The sequence below is a fragment of the Mangrovibacter phragmitis genome, from assembly GCF_001655675.1.
Lineage (GTDB): Bacteria > Pseudomonadota > Gammaproteobacteria > Enterobacterales > Enterobacteriaceae > Mangrovibacter > Mangrovibacter phragmitis.
In genome coordinates, this window is record NZ_LYRP01000049.1 from 24,701 (window position 1) to 44,349 (window position 19,649).

The following is a 19,649-nucleotide window of genomic DNA, read 5'->3' on the forward strand; positions in this document are numbered from 1 at the left end:
AGTAACATCTTTTCGTTCGGTGCGAACATAAGGTTTGTTACTGAAAAAAATGGAAACTGCCGCGCATTGTTTTCCCCTGTCATGGTAGTAAAAGCCATAAAATGGTAGGGTTTATTTATGGTAACCTGCTGAAAAATACTGCTATGTCATCACACTTACTGATAATTGACGCGCTGAATCTTATCCGGCGCATTCATGCCGTATCCGGCTCCCCTTGTCGGGATACCTGCATACATGCGCTTAGGCAGTTACTTAACCACGCCAGCCCCACTCATGCTGTTGCAGTATTCGATGATGAGAACCGGCACGATGGCTGGCGCTACCGCCTGTTCCCGTCATATAAAGCAGGGCGTTCAGCAGTACCGGAAGATTTACAACATGAAATGCCGCTGATTCGCGAGACTTTCGCCGAACAGGGTGTCGCCTGCTGGTCTCTGGAAAACTGCGAGGCCGATGACCTGGCTGCAACGCTGGCCGCAAAAGTTGCTGCAGCCGGGCAGCTGGCCACCATCGTTTCCACCGATAAAGGCTACTGCCAACTCCTGTCGCCCACTATTCGTATTCGCGACTATTTCCAAAAACGTTGGCTGGATGCCCCGTTTATTGCAGAAGAGTTTGGCGTAACACCAGAGGCATTACCCCATTACTGGGGCCTGACGGGTGTTAGCAGCAGTAAAATTCCAGGAGTGCCGGGTATTGGCCCCAAAACCGCCAGCCAGTTAATCAGCCAGTACCAGACTCTGGAAAACCTCTGGCAACACCTGGATGACGTTCCGCAGAAGTGGAAGAAAAAGCTCACAGGGCAATATGATAATGCCCTGCTTAGCAGAAAACTGGTTACGCTGGAGACCGGGCTGGTGTTATCAGGCAACCTGCAGCAACTGCGCCTGAAGCGATAGCCCGGATTACTGGCGCGCAAAACCAGTCACTACAGTACGCTTAGCGCTCGTCGCGCCGCCCACCGACAGCTGCCCACCAGCGGCGTACATGTACGGTGACTTCCTCCCGGTCATGATACAACTGCCTGGCCTGAATGGTGGCATTAATACCCTGTTCATCCAGAGCATTACGAATAAATGCCAGATTTTGCGATACCTCTTCATAACGCTTTTTCATTGGCAGTTTGAGGTTAAAAATGGTTTCACGGCACCAGCCATTTACCAGCCACTGTACCATCAGTGCCGTTACTTTGGCGGGCTTTTCCACCATGTCGCACACCATCCATGAAATATTATTGCGATTAGGGCGGAAGCGGAAACCATCTTCCCGCAACCAGGTTACCTGCCCGGTATCCATCAGGCTTTGTGCCATAGGCCCGTTATCCACAGAGGAAACCCACATGTTGCGTTTCACCAGTTGATATGTCCAACCGCCCGGGCAGGCTCCCAGATCCACGGCATACATACCATTCGCCAGGCGTTCATCCCATTCATCTTCAGGAATAAACACATGAAAAGCTTCCTCCAGCTTGAGGGTGGAGCGGCTTGGCGCATCGGAGGGAAACTTAAGACGAGGTATTCCCATATAAAATGGCGAATTATTGGTACTCAGGGAATAACCCACATAGCAACAACCCGGAGCGATAAAAAAGACATGAACCACCGGGCGACGGTTGTTTTCAACTTTTGATAAGACCCCGGCAGCACGCAATGCACCGCGTAACGGTACCGTAAATTTACGGCAGAACTTCATCAGTTCTTTACTTTCGTTGGTATCAGCAACTTCCACACGCAAATCGCCGCCTTTATCAACCTGGCCGGTGAGTGTGGCAACAACTGGCGTGATACGATCCTCCGGCGGCAAATCTTTGAGTAACTCGCCAGTAATGAACATTTGCCGGGCAAAAATCAGCGACATAAATGGCAGATTTTTTATCAGTTTTTCTGCATCGCCATCCTGGTAGCATTCAAATAATACCCAGGCAGAATGCTCTTTTACCCGGGCAAAGCCGTACACTTCTAATTGCGCCGCTTTGTCAGTTATTTCCGCGGCACACTCTTTTTCAAAACCCTGCCGGCAGTAAAGTACTACCTTATTCATGCGTTACACCTTTGCGTTTCAATCGAATTGCGCCAATCAGCATCAATACCCAACCGGCTAAAAAACTCACTCCTCCAACGGGGGTGACAAACGCCCATAAACGGAGTTGGGACAAGGCCAGGCAGTACAAACTGCCGCTGAACAAAACCGTCCCTAATGCCAGAAAAACACTACTCCAGTAAAACCAGATACTGATCCGGCGTTGCATCGCCACCGCCAGGCCTAAAATTGCCAGCGTATGGAATGCCTGATACTGGAGCCCGGTATGTATCCATCCCAGTTCAGCAACCCCAATAGACTTACTGAGAACATGTGCGCCGAATGCGCCAAAGGCGACATAAACAAAACCGCTCACCGCGGCAAAAATCAGCATAAAACGGCTGGTCATGGTATTACCTTAAATTGTGCTCTGCCCTGGCAGTACAGATTAATGATCATAACGAAAACGGAATTTTTCTTGTTCACTGGCCGCTTTCGCAAGGATCCACTGCCGGAAGGCTGCGATTTTTCCCAGTTCCGCCTGGCTGTCATGACAAACCAGATAGAACGCGTTTTTACTCACCAGCACATCATTGAAAGGACAGACCAGACGGCCTGCTTCAATCTCAGATTGCGCCATAACATTGTTGGCTAACGCAATTCCTTGCCCGTGGATAGCCGCCTGCAACACCATTGAGCTGTGGCTAAATATCGGCCCCTGTTGCACATTAATATGGGCCAGCCCCAGTTGCCGGGTGTAGGCCTGCCAGTCACGGCGCGACGCATCATGCAAAAGCGTATGCTGAATTAAATCCTCAGGGGATTTTAACGGTTTATCTCCGGTTAACAACAACGGCGAACAAACAGGAAGCAAATACTCGGCATACAGCTTTTCAACACGCAGCCCCGGCCAGTTTCCCCGTCCATAAAAAATGGCCACATCGACATCATCCGCCAGTTTATCTTCCTGCCTGTCCACCGCCTGAATACGTACATCAATCCCCGGGTAATCAGCATTGAAGCTTGATAAACGCGGTACCAGCCACTGTATTGCAAAACTTGGCAGTAAACTGACAGTCAACGCCCCTTTCGCACTCCGCGCCTGTAGTTTGCGCGTTGCCTCAGTTAACTGGGAGAATATCTCTTTGATATCGAGAAAATAGCTCTGTCCTTCCTCTGTAAGCAGAAGGGAACGGTTACGTCGACGGAATAATTTAAGCCCCAGAAAATCTTCCAGGGACTTTATCTGGTGGCTGACCGCAGCCTGAGTCACGAATAGTTCTTCAGCCGCTTTGGTAAAACTCAAATGGCGTGCAGCAGCATCGAACACACGTAATGCGTTGAGAGGTGGAAGTCGCTTTGACATCTTTGCCTGGCTTTTATGTTAACCAATAATAACAAACAGGAAACAGAGTTTAACCTATTAGTTTTTTTTATCTGAGCCATTATAAATTGTCCGTTGAGGTTGCACCAGCAAATACCTATAGTGGCGTCACTTCCTGAGCCGGAACGAAAAGCTATTCTGAAATGAAGGTTTTAGAGGGGCTTTTGGCTTACGGTTGTGATGTTGTGTTGTTGTGTTTGCATTGGTCTGCTATTCAGACCCTGGCGGCAAGGGCTGCCTTTTTCACTTCCTGTACATTTACCCTGTCTGTCCATAGTGATTTGTATAGCACCGCGATTTGCGGTGCTTTTTTTTGCCTGAAGATCAGCGAATATCAATCATCCAGCGCCGTCATTTCTTTTACATCTGAACGGTTTATCTGTTGCTTAGCTCCACTGGCATCTTCATATTTAATCATGCCGGTTTCATCATCGGTTGAGGGTTTCCCCTGAGTGACAATCGTTCTGCCATCATTGGTGTGCATCACATAATTGGGTCCGGAGCAGGCTGAAAGTGCCAGTGTCATCATCCCCGCACACAGCATTGCATAAATCTTTGTCATTCTCGCCTCCTTCAGTATGAGATGCTGCTTTATAATGCAGCCACACTATTGAAAATAAAATTGCTAACACTATTCAGCATAACAAACTCCCTGACAGCCATTTTCATTCCTGGAGGAATCTGAATCCCCGTCATGGCTTGTAGAACAGTTTAAAATACGCCACGATCAGCGCTATGAAATGAGGAAAAGCATGAAATCATTTAATCCCAGCCAGTTTCGCGCCCAATTCCCCGCACTGAATGATGGCTCGATTTATCTCGATAGCGCAGCAACTGCCCTGAAACCCGGCGCAGTCATTGATGCGACCACAGCATTCTATAAAAGCAGCGGAGGCAACGTTCATCGTAGCCACTCAGCACAGGCGCAGCAATTGACGGAGCAGTACGAAAATACCCGTACTATGGTAGCCCAATACCTGAATACCCCAGACCCGAACACTATTGTCTGGACCCGGGGCACCACAGAAGCCATCAATCTGGTAGCCCAGGGTTTTGCCCGCTCTCGCCTGCTGGCCGGAGATGAAATTATCGTTAGTGAAGCAGAGCACCACGCTAACCTGGTACCCTGGCTTATGGTGGCTGAACAGACTGGTGCCAGGGTGGTGAAATGGCCGGTGAACAGTGAAGGCCTGCCGGATATTCAGCAATTACCCGGCTTAATGACCTCGCGCTGTAAAATTTTAGCTGTTGGCCAAATGTCTAATGTTACAGGTGGCCAGCCAGACCTTGTCCAGGCGATAACCCTTGCGCGCCAGGCCGGGGCATACGTTGTTGTTGATGGCGCGCAGGGCATTGTCCACAACCCACCAGACCTCACCACACTGGATTGTGACTTTTATGCATTCTCCGCCCACAAACTGTATGGCCCGACAGGGGTTGGCGTACTGTATGGGAAAGCGGAGCTACTGGCAGAGATGTCGCCTTTGTTGGGGGGTGGGAAAATGATTACTGACGTTTCCTTTGACGGCTACACTGTGCAATCAGCCCCCTGGCGCTTCGAGGCTGGCACGCCCAACATGGCAGGCGTCGCGGGCCTGAATGCGGCACTGCAATGGCTAAGCCAGGTTGATACTGCTCAGGCTGAAGCCTGGGCCTGCCAGTTAGCCGACAGCGCAGCGCACCAGTTAGCAAAAAGGCCCGGAGTCCGGCTGTTTCGGGCTCCCCACGCCAGCCTGTTTGCTTTCACGGTTGATGGCCTGCACCACAGTGACATAGCAACACTGATTAGTAGCGCCGGTATCGCTTTACGTTCTGGTCAGCATTGTGCGCAACCCTTGCTTGCTGCGCTGGGTGTGTCAGGTACACTACGGGTTTCATTTGCACCTTATAACACGCCAGACGATGTTGCCGCCCTGGTTGCAGCGTTTGACCAGGCGCTGTCAATTTTGTTGGACTAAGCCATATGCCTTTAACCGGACAACACCCTTTCGGAACCCAGATAACACCAGAATCCTTGCAACACGACTTTGCACCACTCACCACCTGGGAGGAAAAGTACCGTCAGTTAATTATGCTGGGCAAAAAACTCCCGCCACTACCCAGTGATGAACGGGAGCGGGCACACGAAATCAGCGGTTGTGAAAACCGTTTATGGCTTGGGTGGGAGCAGGCTGAGAATGGGCAACTGCATTTCTTCGGCGAAAGCGAAGGGCGAATAGTACGCGGCCTGCTGGCAATTCTGTTAACCGGTATTGAAGGGAAAACCCGTGAGCAACTGCAAAATAGTAGCCCACTGGCGCTATTTGAAACCTTAGAGCTGCGTGCACAATTGAGTGCCAGCCGCAACCAGGGGCTGAATGCTCTGGAAGCGGCGGTAAAAAAAGCGGCGCACAGTCAGCCCTGAGACAGGCGGGCAGCTTTAGCCAGCATCTTTTTCAATGCATGTGATACAGCAACAAAGCCAAAAGTTGCGGTAACCATCGTTGCCGCACCAAACCCGGAAGCACAGTCCATGCGTTTTGGTCCTTCTGCGGTACTTTTCGCGGCGCAAACAGTGCCATCCATTTGTGGGTACACCAGAGCTTCTGTGGAGAAAACACAGTCCACACCAAGCTTTCCTTTACTGTTTTTCACCACGCCGAAATCACTTTTCAGACGTTCACGGACTTTGGCAGCCAGAGGATCCTGGATAGTTTTCGCCAGATCTGCCACCTGAATCTGGGTAGGATCGATTTGACCACCCGCGCCTCCCGTTGTAACCAGAGGTACTTTATTGCGCCGGCACCAGGCTATCAGCGCTGCTTTCGGGCGCACACTGTCGATGGCATCAATTACGTAGCTGAAGCCTTTATCCAGCAGTTGTGCCACGTTATCCTGGGTAACAAAGTCATCCACAACCGTCACCTGGCATTCCGGGTTAATTGCGGCAATACGTTGTGCCATGACTTCCGCTTTCGCCAGCCCGACATTTCCCTGCAATGCATGTATTTGCCGGTTCGTGTTGGTGACACAAACATCATCCATGTCAATCAGCGTAATTGCACCCACACCAGTACGCGCCAGCGCTTCCGCCACCCATGAACCCACGCCACCAATGCCAACAACACAAATATGCGCATCAGCAAAACACTGCAGAGCCTCACGCCCATAAAGCCTCGCAGTACCGCCAAAGCGTTGCAGCCAGGCATCCGTCAGTACGACAGCCATGAAAAACCTCAGATGTTCTACAAATAAAACGGGCTGGATAATCCAGCCCACAAGGAAGAGAGTCAGCCATTAAATATACCGGTTCCTGGCGCTGTTTTCAGCACCCAAACACGGCCATAATGGTTGAACCAACCAGCGCGATGTCCTGCAGCATCGCCAATCCCCTGATAAATATCGAAATGCTGGCCTTTAATAGCACCACCGACATCCAAAGCGACCATCACTCGCAACTCATACTGACCAGCGAATTTGCCGTTGTCATCCAGCACAGGCACTTCTGCCAGAATCGTGCTGCCCGCAGGCACAATGGAACTGTCTGAAGCCACAGAAGCCCGGCCAACCAAAGGTACCGCACTGGCACCTTTTACCGGAGCCAGTTTTTCAGGTTTAAAGAAAACAAAGGAAGGGTTCTGCTCAAGCAGTTCGCGCACTTCTGCTTCACTGTGTTGCTGACCCCATTCACGAATCGCCTGCATAGACATGTCTTCGCGCTTTACTTCACCCCGGTCGATTAATACCTTACCGATACTCACGTAGGGGTGACCATTTTTACCGCCATAACCAAAGAATGTCAGTGGTTCGCCATCACCAAAGTCAACATAACCACTTCCCTGGACATCCATAATAAAATTGTCCATCAGGGAGTTACTCCAGGCGAGTACATATTTATCACTCAGTGCACCCGCGTATATCTGAGCACGAGAAGGTAACCGGCCGCGTTTTGGCGGCATACGGTAAATGGGGTACTGGAAAGCGCCCTGGCGGGTATGGCGGGCCTGAATAACTGGTGTGTAATAACCAGTGAACTGCACGTTGCCATAATTATCCACACCCTGCATTTGCCAGGCGTCAATGCCAAACTGGCGTAGCGTTCGGGTATCTCCCCCTGAGCGTAACCAACGTTCTACCGCCTCATAGACGGCACTCTGAGAACCGTACAACCGGGGTGATGCCCCCTGAATAAGCCCCACCTGCTTTGCAAAATCACCGGCATTGATTGGCGCACCTACGGCATCTGGCTGGTTTACCAGTGAGAAAGGCTGAGTGAGTTCACCGTCTTTATATTGTTGACCACGATCCGTTGGTTTTGAGGAACAGGCCGCCAGCATGGTCGCCAGACAGCCTGCAATTAATACCTTCCCCCAATGAGATTTCATGATTTTCCCTTCGTTATAACTGCGTTCGCTTCGCGAAGATAACAAACCCTTGGCCTGAATAAAATCAGCGGGCTCGCGCCAGCCGGTGATATGTACAAAAACCCGGCATTTAGCTGAATATTTCACCGGCACTGGCACGAATCAGCATGTTGATTTAAAAAAAGGTTGCATCACAACATGATGAGTGTATAGTGCGCTTCCACAGACGCGGGGTGGAGCAGCCTGGTAGCTCGTCGGGCTCATAACCCGAAGGTCGTCGGTTCAAATCCGGCCCCCGCAACCAATTTTGCAAAATAAGCGTTATATGCTGTTTGCAAAATAAAAAAGTGAAGAAGAAAGACGGACGCGGGGTGGAGCAGCCTGGTAGCTCGTCGGGCTCATAACCCGAAGGTCGTCGGTTCAAATCCGGCCCCCGCAACCAATAAATTAACACCCTGACGGGTGTTTTTTTGTTTTTAGCGCCAGAGAAAACGTTTACAACACCTCGTTGCCTGAAACGCCTCCAGCAGCCATGTTCATAAGCAACTACCCGCTATTTTTTTACTGACTGCAGCAAAGAAGAACCGCCTGAGGTGCTCTTCTCTGCTGGTCTATACCCAGGGGTTAGCTGCGACGAGCCAGTGTGGAGCTGTCTGAGAAATAAGCCTGTATTCCGGAGAAAATAGACTCGGCCACTTCCTGCTGGAATTTAGCGGTTTTGAGCTTACGCTCTTCTTCCACATTACTGATGAATGCGGTTTCCACCAGAATAGAGGGAATTTCAGGTGCTTTCAGAACAGCAAACCCCGCCTGATCCACACGGTTTTTATGCAGGCGGTTCACTCGCCCTAGTTTATTCAATACGTCTTTGCCAAACTTCAGGCTGTCTGTGATAGTTAACGACTGCACCATATCAAACATGGTGTGGTCCAGATAACGGTCACCACTTTTACTGACACCACCAATTAAGTCTGCAGCGTTCTGTGTCTGTGCCAGGTATTTCGCAGCGGTACTCGTCGCACCTTTCGTTGATAATGCGAACACGGACGAACCACGGGCTTCACGGCTGGTAAATGCATCCGCGTGTATCGAGACAAACAAATCCGCCCGCTGTTTCTGTGCTTTCGCCACCCGAACTTTCAATGGAATAAAGACATCTTCGTTGCGTGTCATGTAGGCCTTCATGTTGGCCTGCTTATCGATCAGTGACCGTAAACGGCGGGCAATCTGCAATACAACATCTTTTTCGCGTGTTTTATATTTCCCGATAGCCCCCGGGTCTTCGCCACCATGCCCGGGATCTATCATAATAATAATAGGTCGGTCACGACCGGCTTTACCTGGTTGTGGACCTTGCGGCTGCGCCGGCATTTTTTTATCTAAATCGCCATTGTTGTAATCTTCCAGCAATGCCAGCAACGGATCCTGTTCACTGGGAGCATTAACCGGGTAAAGATCCATAACCAGGCGTTCTTTGAATTCAGCAACAGGTGCCAGCGCAAACAAATGAGGGGTGACATTTTGTTTGAGTTCAAACACCAGGCGCACAGTGTGAGGGTCAAACTGGCCAACACGCGCGGAACGAATATAAGGATCATTGGCGCTGATAAGCTTACCCAGCCCTTTAAGAACCGAATTTAACTGTACGCCTTCTATATCCAGAACAAGGCGGGATGGGTTACTTAAGGCAAACTGCTTGTACTGGAGCTGGTGATTGGATTCAACAGTAACGCGCGTATAGCTTGATGCAGGCCAGACACGAATCGCGATGATCTGGCTTGCGGCAGCAAAACTCAACGGGCTGACGCTCAGGAGCCACATCGCGCCTGCACCTTTAAGTAAATTTCGACGGCTAAACAATGAATGAGAATCTGACATGCTTCTCCTGAGCATTTTAAAACGCTGCGTTGTCAGGCCGGAAAATGTGCCACAACGGTAAATATTAAATCGAAACTTTAACCAAAGGTTGTGCACCTGTCATCAATAAAAGGGTAAACAAACCTCAACAAATCAGGCCTTACCCCAAAGACCTGCTGTTTTACAGGGTTAAATTTGGGCTTGCACCCAGGCCCATAAAAGAATAAAAATACACTTATTTCGAATAATCATGCATTGAGGGTGTTGCCGTGGTAAAGGAGCGTAGAATCGAGTTGGTGCAGGGATTCCGCCATTCTGTCCCCTATATTAACGCACACAGAGGGAAAACCTTTGTCATCATGCTGGGTGGTGAAGCCATTGAGCATGAGAATTTCTCCAGTATTGTTAATGATATTGGTTTGCTGCACAGCCTGGGTATCCGCCTGGTTGTCGTATACGGTGCTCGCCCACAGATTGATGCAAACCTTGCCGAGCACCATCACGAACCGGTTTACCATAAGAATACCCGAGTGACAGACAGCAAAACACTGGAGCTGGTGAAACAGGCTGCAGGCCTGTTGCAACTGGATATCACTGCCCGCCTGTCTATGAGCCTGAACAATACCCCATTGCAGGGCGCACATATTAATGTCGTTAGTGGTAACTTTATTATTGCCCAACCTCTGGGTGTGGACGATGGTATTGATTATTGCCACAGCGGCCGTATTCGCCGAATTGATGAAGAAGCCATTCACCGCCAGTTGGATAGCGGCGCAATTGTATTAATGGGCCCGGTCGCTGTCTCCGTTACTGGTGAAAGCTTTAACCTGACATCAGAAGAAATCGCCACGCAACTGGCCATCAAACTCAAAGCAGAAAAAATGATTGGCTTTTGCTCATCGCAAGGTGTGACAGATGAAGACGGGAATATTATTTCTGAACTCTTCCCGAATGAAGCACAGCAACGCGTAGATGCGCTCGAAGCTGAAGGGGATTATTATTCAGGTACTGTGCGTTTCCTGCGTGGGGCAGTAAAAGCCTGCCGCAGCGGGGTACGCCGCAGCCACCTGATAAGCTACCAGGAAGATGGTGCATTACTGCAGGAGCTGTTCTCCCGCGATGGTATCGGTACTCAGATTGTAATGGAAAGTGCGGAACAAATTCGCCGTGCAACTATTAACGATATTGGTGGGATCCTTGAGTTGATTCACCCGCTGGAACAACAAGGTATTCTGGTACGCCGTTCTCGTGAACAGTTAGAAATGGAAATTGATAAATTCACCATTATTCAGCGAGATAACCTGACAATAGCCTGCGCCGCACTCTATCCGTTCCCAGAAGAGAAAATTGGCGAGATGGCCTGTGTAGCCGTGCACCCTGACTACCGCAGTTCAGCCCGGGGAGAAATACTGTTGGAACGAATTGCCAGCCAGGCAAAACAAATAGGGCTGGATAAACTGTTTGTGCTGACAACCCGCAGTATTCACTGGTTCCAGGAACGCGGGTTTACACCTGTTGATATCGACTCATTACCCGAAAGCAAAAAGAAAATGTACAACTACCAACGGCGCTCTAAAGTGCTGATGGCCAGCCTTACCTGACCAGTTTATCGCTTTGCTTACCGGTGGCGCGCCTGCCACCGGTATTGTTTCCGTTTCCCGTACTAACCCGCCTGAAAAGCTTCCGGCAAGCCACTGCGCCGTGCAGTGCGGTTTTTCACGGCCTGTAGCAAGACCGGCATATCGGCAAATACAGAAAGTTGTTTTTTTGCCCGGGTAACCGCGGTATAGACCAGCTCACGTGAAATCACCGGGTTCCAGCCTGGCGGCAAGATAAGTGCAGCATGGTCAAACTCTGACCCCTGAGATTTATGCACCGTCATGGCCCAGGCTGTTTCATGGGGCGGTAAACGCCCGGGGAGTACAGACTTAAGTGAACCATCCGGCATAGAAAACCATACCCGCAAGCCCTGCGGAGTGTTCAGCGTAATACCAATGTCACCATTAAATAGCCCCAAACCGCTGTCATTACGATTGATCATGACCGGGCGACCATGATACCAGCGCGACTCCCGGGCCGGGCGCTGGAGCAGATTTTTGCTAAAAAACACCTGTTCGATTCGATTATTCAGGCCCGCCACACCAAATGGCCCTTCCCGTAACGCGCACAAAACCTGGCTGGCTGCAAATGCCAGCAAAATACTCTGTGGTTCATTGTCTTGTTTCAGGGCTGAAAGAAATGGCTGATGGGCAGTGACAATCTGTTCCAGCATGCTGGCATAATCTTCCGTCGTCGCCAGCGGGAATAACCCAATATCATTAAATCGCCCGTCAAATGCAGCCTTTACAGCCGCAACCTGATTACCATTCACCGCACGGGCAAGGAAACCGATACCAGAGTCTTTCCCAAAACGGTAGCTTTCCTGCAACAGGCAAATGGCATCACGCAAGGCATCCACCCCGCTGGCCTGCCCTGCAGGAACAGTGCACTGGCATAACCGGGACAGTTCGAGGGCACGTTGTGGGCTGAACCCCTCGCCTACAAAATGGCAAATATCCCCGAGTACCGCGCCCGCCTCAACTGAAGCGAGCTGGTCGCGGTCACCCAGAAAAATAACCCGCGCATGTGCCGGTAAAGCAGCCAGTAACCGGGACATCATAGGCAAATCGACCATGGATGCTTCATCAACCACCAACACATCAAGGTGCAGTGGGTTGCCCTGGTGATAACGGACAGCCTGGCTCCCCGGCACAGCTCCCAATAAACGGTGCAGTGTACTGGCTTCATCGGGCAATGCCATCTTCAACGATTCATCCATATCCAGGCGCCGTAACGCAGCCCCCAAAGACTCGGTAAGACGCGCCGCAGCCTTACCTGTTGGCGCAGCCAGCCGAATGCGCGGCAAGGGTGGCCCGGAAAGTTGTACCAGTGCTGCCAGCAGCTTTGCCACTGTGGTTGTTTTCCCGGTTCCCGGCCCACCTGATATCACCGCAATGCGCCGGGTAAGGGCAACAGCCGCAGCCACTTTTTGCCAGTCTGGCCCAGACGGGTTTTCCGGGAATAAGGTATTCAGCACGCCGGCAAGAAGAACCTCATCGACAGTCAGGGGCTGATTAGTATCACGGAAAAACTGCGCCACACGCTGCTCATTACGCCACAGACGGTCAAGATATAAACGCCCTGCTGACAGTTTTATGGGGGTGGCATCATCTTCATTACTGACTGCGTCGCTGTGTAACAGTTTTTCCTGCCAGTCTTCAACCGGGCCAACGCAGGCAAACAACGGTTCACCAATTAAACTAACCGCTGGCCCGGAAAAACTCCGTTCCGGGCTAAGGCTGTCGAGTGGTACACAAACGTGCCCTTCCCCGGTATCACGGCTCAGAATGGCGGCAGCCAACATAACTGCCGGGTCACCCGCAGCAACCATTTGAGCAAACTGGACATCGAGATAACGAAAGTGCCCCTCAGCAGTTGCCTGCTCTAATAACGCCAGCAAGGGTGCCGTCATTTAACAACCTCCACGCTCTGCCCGGCAAACAATGTATCCATTGCAGATACTAGTTGTTCATCTGGCCTGGTGGTAAAAATGCCATTTCCAGGCAAACCGGGTTCAACACCACGCAGAAAGAGGTAAATAACCCCACCAAAATGGTGCTGATATTCGTAATCAGGCATCCGGTGGCGCAGGTAACGATGCAGAGCCAGCGTATACAACTGGTACTGGAGATCATAGCGATGTTCACACATCGCCTGGGCCATAGCTTCAGGGGTGTATGCCTCGCTGGTACTGCCTAACCAGTTGGACTTGTAGTCCAGCAAATAATAGCGGCCCTGCCAGCGGAATGTCAGGTCAATAAAGCCCTTCAGCATGCCGCGCACCTGCTGAAAATCCAGGGCCGGAGAACGTGCCGACAGAGGATCATACTGGCGAATCAACGCATCAAGTTCATCGGGGGCCAGAAGCGTATCAACAGGCAGGTAGAATTCCATTTCAACCCGTTTATCTTGCGCAGATAACACATTCAGGCTTAACCCCTCTTCCGTCAGTGGCGCGCAAAGCAATGCATCAAGCCAGGGTAATAAAACTGGCAGCCACTCAGCGCCATACCCTGCGGAAAGTAATTGCTGCTCCAGCCATTCGGCATCCACTGGCTGGGTGAAATCCAGTTGTTCAAACAGACTGTGAAGAAAAGTACCAGGCACTGCCCCACGCGGGAACGTATGGATGGTAAGTGCTTGCTCACCAGAGGAAGAGACGGCCCCTATGGCGTCAATATCCAAACGGGGTAACAAAGCCTGCCCGGCCGATGAACCATGTTGCTGTAGCCCGGAATAGCTGGTCACACGCCAAAAATCAGTGAATGTTCTTGTTACCTCACGGGCAGCCAGATTCTCTGCCGATAATGCCGGGGGGGACCAGGGCGTTTCGTCGCTAAGGTCAATGTCTTTTAAGGCAATATCGCCCCGGCATAACTGCTCCAGGGACTGCCTGAGCTCCCCAGCGTCACAAGGTTGCGCCTGCTGAATCAGACGCCCCGGCGCACTCAGATGGAAATCAGATGCGCCTTTTTTGGCCCTGTTGCCTCGGAAAAGGGGACCAATTCCCAGACTGCAGTGCCATATAGCCCGGGTGACCGCAACATAGAGCAGACGCAAATCTTCGGCCAGCCGTTCAGCTTCTGCCAGCTCAAGGCTGGTTTTTTCATTATGTAAATCTAATATCGCTTCGAATGTCTGGCGGTCGTGATATAGCCCTTCGGCCTGCGCGCGGTAATTGGCAATAAATGGCAACCACACCAGCGAGTACTCAAGCCCTTTTGACTTATGAATTGTCACAATCTGAACGAGGTGTCTGTCACTTTCCAGGCGGAGTTGCTGGCTGCTGGCGTTGTCATCCGGTTCGGCAATACGTTGCGATAACCAGCGCACCAGCGCATGCTCACTGTCCGCCGTAGCCGCCGCTTCCTGCAATAACTCACTGACATGCATAATATCGGTCAGGCGGCGTTCACCGTCCTGGCTTGCGAGAATGTTTTCCGACAGATGTCTGTGAGCCAGTAAAGAGCGCAACATCGGCATCACCCCACGCTTAAACCAGCACTGGCGGTAACCAACAAATTCATCAACCAGATTATCCCAGGCCGTTTCATTCTGAGATAACTGCTCAAGGGTTGCTGCATCCAGCCCCAACAGGCTGGTTGCCAGTGCGCTGCGCATGGCTGCTTCGTTTTCCGGGTTAAGCACTGCCTGCAGGACACGTAAAATATCCTGCGCCTCCTGGGTACTGAAAACGCTGTCGCGGTTAGAGAGATAGACAGACTGAATCCCCAATAAACTCAGCGCTTCTCGTATTAATGCTGCTTCCTGACGGCTGCGCACCAGTACCGTTATATCTGTGGCGGTGACCGGGCGCGTTTTCTCCTCACGTTCCAGTACAGCGTTACCAGCCGCACCAGCCACAAGCCAGTCACGAATCTGGCAAGCACACTGACGTGCCATGGTTTGCTGGTACTCCATCACCCCACAACCTTCGCCAGGCATTAACCAGACGGACATCGCCGGTTGAGTCTCCCCATTGAGCACAAAACGCACGCCCTGGTTACGCGGTGCGGCGTTGACCGGTAGAAAGGGGATCTGCTCAAACATGAACGGATTTTCAAGGTGGCTGAACAGCTGATTTACACTATTAACCATCGCCGGAGATGAGCGCCAGTTAGTCTCCAACGTATAGTGAGCACTAACTTCCCCGCGAGCTTTCATATAGGTAAAAATATCCGCGCCACGAAACGCGTAGATGGCCTGTTTCGGGTCGCCAATCAGTAACAGCGCTGTTTCAGCCTGCCCCAGCCAGATATGACGGAAAATACGGTATTGTTGTGGGTCTGTATCCTGAAACTCATCAATCATTGCAACCGGGAAGCGCCCACGAATAGCCGCAGCCAGGTTGTCACCTTCCGGTTGTGCCAGTGCCTGGTCAAGGCGACTTAGCATATCGTCGAACCCCAGCTCACCCCGGTAACGCTTTTCCTGCGTAACAGTGTAACGAATGTCCGCAAGTGCACGGGCAATAACCAAATCGCGAATAGTCAGTGGCTGAGAAAGAAAAACATCAATAGCGGAAAACAGCGCGTGCTCAGGCGGATTACCTTCTGCTTTAGTACGTTCATAAAGAAAGGACTGTGAGAAGCGAGCCAGTGCCTCTGGAAAGGTATAGTTTTCTGTTGGGCTTGCCGCCCAGGTTTCAACAGCATCAAACCAGATCCCCTGGTTTTTACGGTTATATTTACGCCTGTCGATGGCGGAATTTTCAATGATATCGGGAATATCGCCAGAGGAGCCCCGCCACTGAGCTTTCAGAGTATCAATGGCATGAATAATCGTATCATGGCGTGCCTGAAGGGTTTCATCTTCGTTCACTGGTTGCTTCAGCACAGGCGCGTCGCCAGACAGGTAACGCCCAATCTCGCGCAGCAGCGCCTGAGGCCCTGGCCATATTTCGCTGACCGCCTGAGCAACGGGTTTATTCAGCGGGTAACAGTAGCGCCGCCAAAAGTCAGCACAGGCTCTCTGGCGTAACTCTGTTTCATCTTCAATCAGTTGTTGTTCAAACGGCATACCTGATTCGAATGCATTCAGGCTCAGCATCCGCTGACAAAAACCATGAATGGTGAAAATAGCGGCTTCATCCATCTGCCTTTCAGCAAGGAGTAATATTCGGGCGGCCTGTTTTTTGTCACTGATTTCAGCCAGCAATTGCTGGTATAGCGGGTTGTTACTGCTTTTCCGTACACAAGCGATACGCAACTCATGAATATTGCTGCGTATACGCCCACGTAACTCTTCTGTAGCGGCTTCAGTAAATGTCACCACCAGAATAGATTCCACAGGTAGTGGCCGCACAAAAGCCGCCTCGCCCCCCAGGCCCAACAACAGGCGCAAATAAAGAGCGGCGATGGTATAAGTTTTTCCGGTACCAGCTGACGCCTCAATTAAGCGTGCCCCTGCCAGGGGTAAACGCATTGGGTCAAGGGCAGTCGGATTATTATGATGCGCCGGCATCACTCAGCCCCCGACTGAGGCAATGTCTTTTGCAATGCTTCAACACTGCCCCACTGTTTCCAGCCCTCAGGCGCGGCAAAATCTGCCTTCCCTTGTTGACTGCCACTAACCTCGGAAATAACCGCCATACCATTATGTTCGATAACTGCCTGCCGGAAGAAATCTGCAACTTTGGCCGGTGTTAAACTGCGAACCGCACGGATAACTGCATCATCACTATCAAACGCCATGTTTGCCCGGTCAAAATCCATACTGACTTTTGCCACTTCGTCGCCCAGAGTCTGAGGTGCCTGTTGTATCTGGTTAATTACCGCCTGTTGTACCTGAGCAAACTCCTGCTCAGGCATTTCACGCAGCCGTTTTTCTGTGCCGGTAAAGAATGCGTTATAGCGTTGCCACAGTTGAGCTGGTTGCCGGGTATTACTTTGCAACAGGAACCCCAACCCCCACTGGCGACCCACACTCATCGGAAACGCAAACACGGCATAGCCCAGTTGTTCCTGGGTGCGCAGCTGATTGTAGAACCACGGCTGGATAATCTGCCCCAGAACTTCGCTGTAAGCCGAACTGGTGTTTTCATCAAACCCTGAAGGTACAAAGACGGCCGCCAAAGCAGAATCACTGCCGGAAATCGTTTTTTCAAATACAATTCGCCGGGGCTGGTTAACCACCACAGACCGGTTACGGGTCCATTCCGTGCCTTTTGTTCCCAGCAAGTGTTGAACCTGCGATGCCAGGTTATGCGCTGCATCAGGGGTGAGGTTGCCTACCACCAAAAACTCAGGACGGCTGCCAGTTTTCAACTGCTCACGGTAATCCAGAATATCCTGCACCGTAATGGAGGGTAAGAGTTCCCGCCGCGCCTGCCGTTCGAAATATGGCACCTGTGACATCATTTGTACTGGCATAATCGCCAGTTCATAAGCTTTACCTTTCTCCGCCGATGCCAGCATTTGCTTATACCAGGATTTAGCCTGTTCAAGCTGGCTTTGCGTTGGTTGGTAGCTGAAATACCCCTGCAACAAATCAAGATAAAGTGGTGCCAGGCGCTGGGTATACCCATTTGCGCTGACCATCAGCCCGCTGTTGGCATTGGTAGAAAAATGGATACCACCCACCGCGGCCTGCTGACTCAACTGATCCAGAGCCAGGCCTGCCATATAGTCATTAAGTGCGAACATAACCTGATTTTTCACAGTATCCATTGCATGTGGGTTGCGCAGCACTAAAGTCACACTGGCTTTTGGTTCGTTGGCAAAATAGCGGCTGGGTTGATACACCACACGCAACCCAGGGTCATTGACAATCAGCTCAGGTTTTGTCCATTTTTTGTCTTGCTTAATCAATGAAAAATCATCAGGAATATAAGGGTTAAGCTCCGGTAAAGTGAACGAGAGCGACTGACCAAACTTATCCCATTCAGAAAATTTTTCTGCGCTGATTTTATCAACCTGATACGGCGCGTGAACAAAGTAAGCCAGTTTGTTATGAGGCTCATTCAGGCTGATATACCAGATACGGGCATGTTGTGGCGTCATTTCTGCCAGGCGGGCAGTGATCGCCTGCAAGTCGTACTCATCTGCAATATTACCGGCATCCAAAACATGGCTGACCGGCACACGAATCATGGTATCGGCTAACCACTGCACATAATCCATGTCGCGAGTAATGGAGGGAAAGCGAAAATCTAAATCAAGGACATGTGCCATTTCGTCAAAATAACGCTTGCTGATGCCTTGAGCCTTCAGGGTGTTGATATAACGGAAAATAGCAGAAACAACTTCATCGCGGTGAGCAAGGCCTTTATCAGTCAGAGAAACGGAAATGGCGAAAACACCGCTATTACCGGCAACGACGGGATCAGAATCAGCACGAATACTGTCCGCCAGTCCCTGAGTTTGCAACCAGTCAGACAAGGTATTTTTACTGCGGCTGCTAATCAGGTAGCCAATAAGCTCATCCGTTTTGCTGCGAAATTTATCGCTATTATTGGCAATGCGGAACTCAACCCGCACCACTTTGCGTGGTAACGCAGGCACATAGTGAATAATAATACCGGTCTGAGCAGCCGTGACAACAGGTACAGTTACCTCAGGGCGCTGGATATGCCTGTTGGGAACTCGCCCATAAGTTTGCACAGCCAGCGCGGCTAATTCCGCCAGCGGTTTATTGCTGTAAATAACCGCTTTCATGATATTTGCCGAGTAGTACTCGTCGTGAAAGTGATGCAATGCATCCAGCAATTTACTGCCGGGTTTATCGCGCAGTGTTTCCAGGTTACCCCCAGAAAAACGTGCTGCAGGGTGTGCCGGATTAATAGTTTCGGCACTGACCTGCGCCATGCGCATACCATCACGCTCCCGGGCAAGAGTCAGTTCCGCATTCACTGCGTTGCGCTCGCGCTCTGCGTATTCCGGTGCCAATAATGGCTGGGCGATGGCATCAGCAAGGCGGTCAACCGCACCCGCCAGCGCATCGTTTTCCACTTCAAGGTAGAACGCGGTGCGGTAGGGGGCGGTGCTGGCGTTATGGCTGCCACCATGAAGTTTGAGGTATTCGGCCAGGCAATCCGGTTGCGGATATTTTTTGGAGCCCATCAGGGTCATGTGCTCAAGGTAATGAGCCAAACCCAGGTGGTTATCCGGATCCTGCAAAGAGCCTACAGGAACAACAAGTGCAGACAGCGATTTCACTGCCTGTGGGTCGGAGACTAATAGTACCGTCATGTGGTTATCAAGCTGTATCGCCTGATACAGACGGGGGTCGCTCGCACTTTTATGGATAGTCTGCCGGATGGGTTGCCAGCCGGTATCGGCCTGGCTTAAAGGGGCCCAAAAGAGCACAACATAAACAAACAGCGCATAAAACCAGGTACTGCTCTTAGGCATTCAACAAACCTCACCTTTAACAACTTTGCTATTCATCATCTGGTACTGTTCAGTGCCGATGCCTGCTTCCACCGTTTAAGATACTGCAGACTGTTC

At 51.1% G+C, this 19,649-nt stretch carries 14 protein-coding genes and 2 tRNA genes; 6 read left to right on the forward strand and 10 right to left on the reverse strand.

Annotated elements, in window-relative coordinates; translation table 11 throughout:
• Nucleotides 1–143: 143 nt before the first annotated feature.
• Complete coding sequence (xni, locus tag A9B99_RS21330; RefSeq protein ID WP_064601245.1) at nucleotides 144–899, forward strand: flap endonuclease Xni; 756 nt, start codon at nucleotides 144–146, stop codon at nucleotides 897–899.
• A gap of 40 nt (nucleotides 900–939) precedes the next feature.
• Here xni and rlmM read toward each other — a convergent pair whose 3' ends face one another.
• From rlmM to A9B99_RS21350, 4 genes are all read right to left on the reverse strand, one after another.
• Nucleotides 940–2,040, reverse strand: coding sequence for a 23S rRNA (cytidine(2498)-2'-O)-methyltransferase RlmM (gene rlmM / locus A9B99_RS21335; protein ID WP_064601076.1), 1,101 nt, complete (start codon nucleotides 2,038–2,040; stop codon nucleotides 940–942).
• A complete protein-coding gene (locus A9B99_RS21340) occupies nucleotides 2,033–2,428 on the reverse strand; it encodes a DUF423 domain-containing protein (RefSeq protein WP_064601079.1) in 396 nt (131 codons plus the stop codon). Before A9B99_RS21340 ends, rlmM begins: the two co-directional genes overlap by 8 nt.
• 39 nt (nucleotides 2,429–2,467) lie before the next feature.
• Entirely contained in the window at nucleotides 2,468–3,385 is a 918-nt protein-coding gene (gcvA, locus tag A9B99_RS21345) for a glycine cleavage system transcriptional regulator GcvA (protein WP_064601081.1), read from the reverse strand.
• Between the two features lie 352 nt (nucleotides 3,386–3,737).
• On the reverse strand, nucleotides 3,738–3,965 hold the full coding sequence (locus A9B99_RS21350; protein WP_064601083.1) for a YgdI/YgdR family lipoprotein: 228 nt from the start codon (nucleotides 3,963–3,965) through the stop codon (nucleotides 3,738–3,740).
• 190 nt (nucleotides 3,966–4,155) lie between these two features.
• Between A9B99_RS21350 and csdA the strand changes: the two genes are divergently transcribed.
• The gene (gene csdA, locus A9B99_RS21355) at nucleotides 4,156–5,361 is read left to right on the forward strand and encodes a cysteine desulfurase CsdA (protein WP_064601085.1); all 1,206 of its coding nucleotides are present in this window, start codon (nucleotides 4,156–4,158) and stop codon (nucleotides 5,359–5,361) included.
• A gap of 5 nt (nucleotides 5,362–5,366) precedes the next feature.
• Nucleotides 5,367–5,807 carry a cysteine desulfurase sulfur acceptor subunit CsdE gene (gene csdE / locus A9B99_RS21360; protein WP_064601087.1) on the forward strand — a complete coding sequence of 147 codons (441 nt, stop codon included), beginning with the start codon at nucleotides 5,367–5,369 and terminating at the stop codon, nucleotides 5,805–5,807.
• Here the strand turns inward: csdE and tcdA are convergent.
• Complete coding sequence (tcdA, locus tag A9B99_RS21365) at nucleotides 5,798–6,610, reverse strand: tRNA cyclic N6-threonylcarbamoyladenosine(37) synthase TcdA (protein ID WP_064601246.1); 813 nt, start codon at nucleotides 6,608–6,610, stop codon at nucleotides 5,798–5,800. The two genes, csdE and tcdA, sit on opposite strands and share 10 nt — an antisense overlap.
• A gap of 62 nt (nucleotides 6,611–6,672) precedes the next feature.
• Nucleotides 6,673–7,767: a murein transglycosylase A gene (gene mltA, locus A9B99_RS21370; protein WP_064601247.1), complete on the reverse strand. Its 1,095-nt coding sequence runs from the start codon at nucleotides 7,765–7,767 to the stop codon at nucleotides 6,673–6,675.
• 206 nt (nucleotides 7,768–7,973) lie between these two features.
• Between mltA and A9B99_RS21375 the strand changes: the two genes are divergently transcribed.
• Nucleotides 7,974–8,050, forward strand: a tRNA-Met gene (locus A9B99_RS21375).
• A 61-nt stretch (nucleotides 8,051–8,111) separates the two neighbouring features.
• Nucleotides 8,112–8,188: transfer RNA gene (locus A9B99_RS21380), tRNA-Met, on the forward strand.
• 182 nt (nucleotides 8,189–8,370) lie between these two features.
• Here A9B99_RS21380 and amiC read toward each other — a convergent pair.
• Nucleotides 8,371–9,624, reverse strand: coding sequence for an N-acetylmuramoyl-L-alanine amidase AmiC (gene amiC, locus A9B99_RS21385; RefSeq protein WP_064601089.1), 1,254 nt, complete (start codon nucleotides 9,622–9,624; stop codon nucleotides 8,371–8,373).
• Between the two features lie 248 nt (nucleotides 9,625–9,872).
• On the opposite strand from amiC, the gene argA reads away from it, so the two are divergent.
• Complete coding sequence (argA, locus tag A9B99_RS21390; protein ID WP_064601091.1) at nucleotides 9,873–11,204, forward strand: amino-acid N-acetyltransferase; 1,332 nt, start codon at nucleotides 9,873–9,875, stop codon at nucleotides 11,202–11,204.
• Between the two features lie 62 nt (nucleotides 11,205–11,266).
• Here the strand turns inward: argA and recD are convergent, their stop codons facing one another.
• The 3 genes from recD to ptrA are packed head-to-tail and all read right to left on the reverse strand — an operon-like array spanning nucleotide 11,267 to nucleotide 19,553.
• Entirely contained in the window at nucleotides 11,267–13,114 is a 1,848-nt protein-coding gene (gene recD / locus A9B99_RS21395) for an exodeoxyribonuclease V subunit alpha (RefSeq protein ID WP_064601093.1), read from the reverse strand.
• Nucleotides 13,111–16,665, reverse strand: coding sequence for an exodeoxyribonuclease V subunit beta (gene recB, locus A9B99_RS21400; RefSeq protein WP_064601095.1), 3,555 nt, complete (start codon nucleotides 16,663–16,665; stop codon nucleotides 13,111–13,113). The genes recD and recB overlap by 4 nt, the downstream gene beginning before the upstream one ends.
• Nucleotides 16,665–19,553: a pitrilysin gene (ptrA, locus tag A9B99_RS21405; protein WP_064601097.1), complete on the reverse strand. Its 2,889-nt coding sequence runs from the start codon at nucleotides 19,551–19,553 to the stop codon at nucleotides 16,665–16,667. The genes recB and ptrA overlap by 1 nt, the downstream gene beginning before the upstream one ends.
• Between the last annotated feature and the right edge of the window lie 96 nt (nucleotides 19,554–19,649).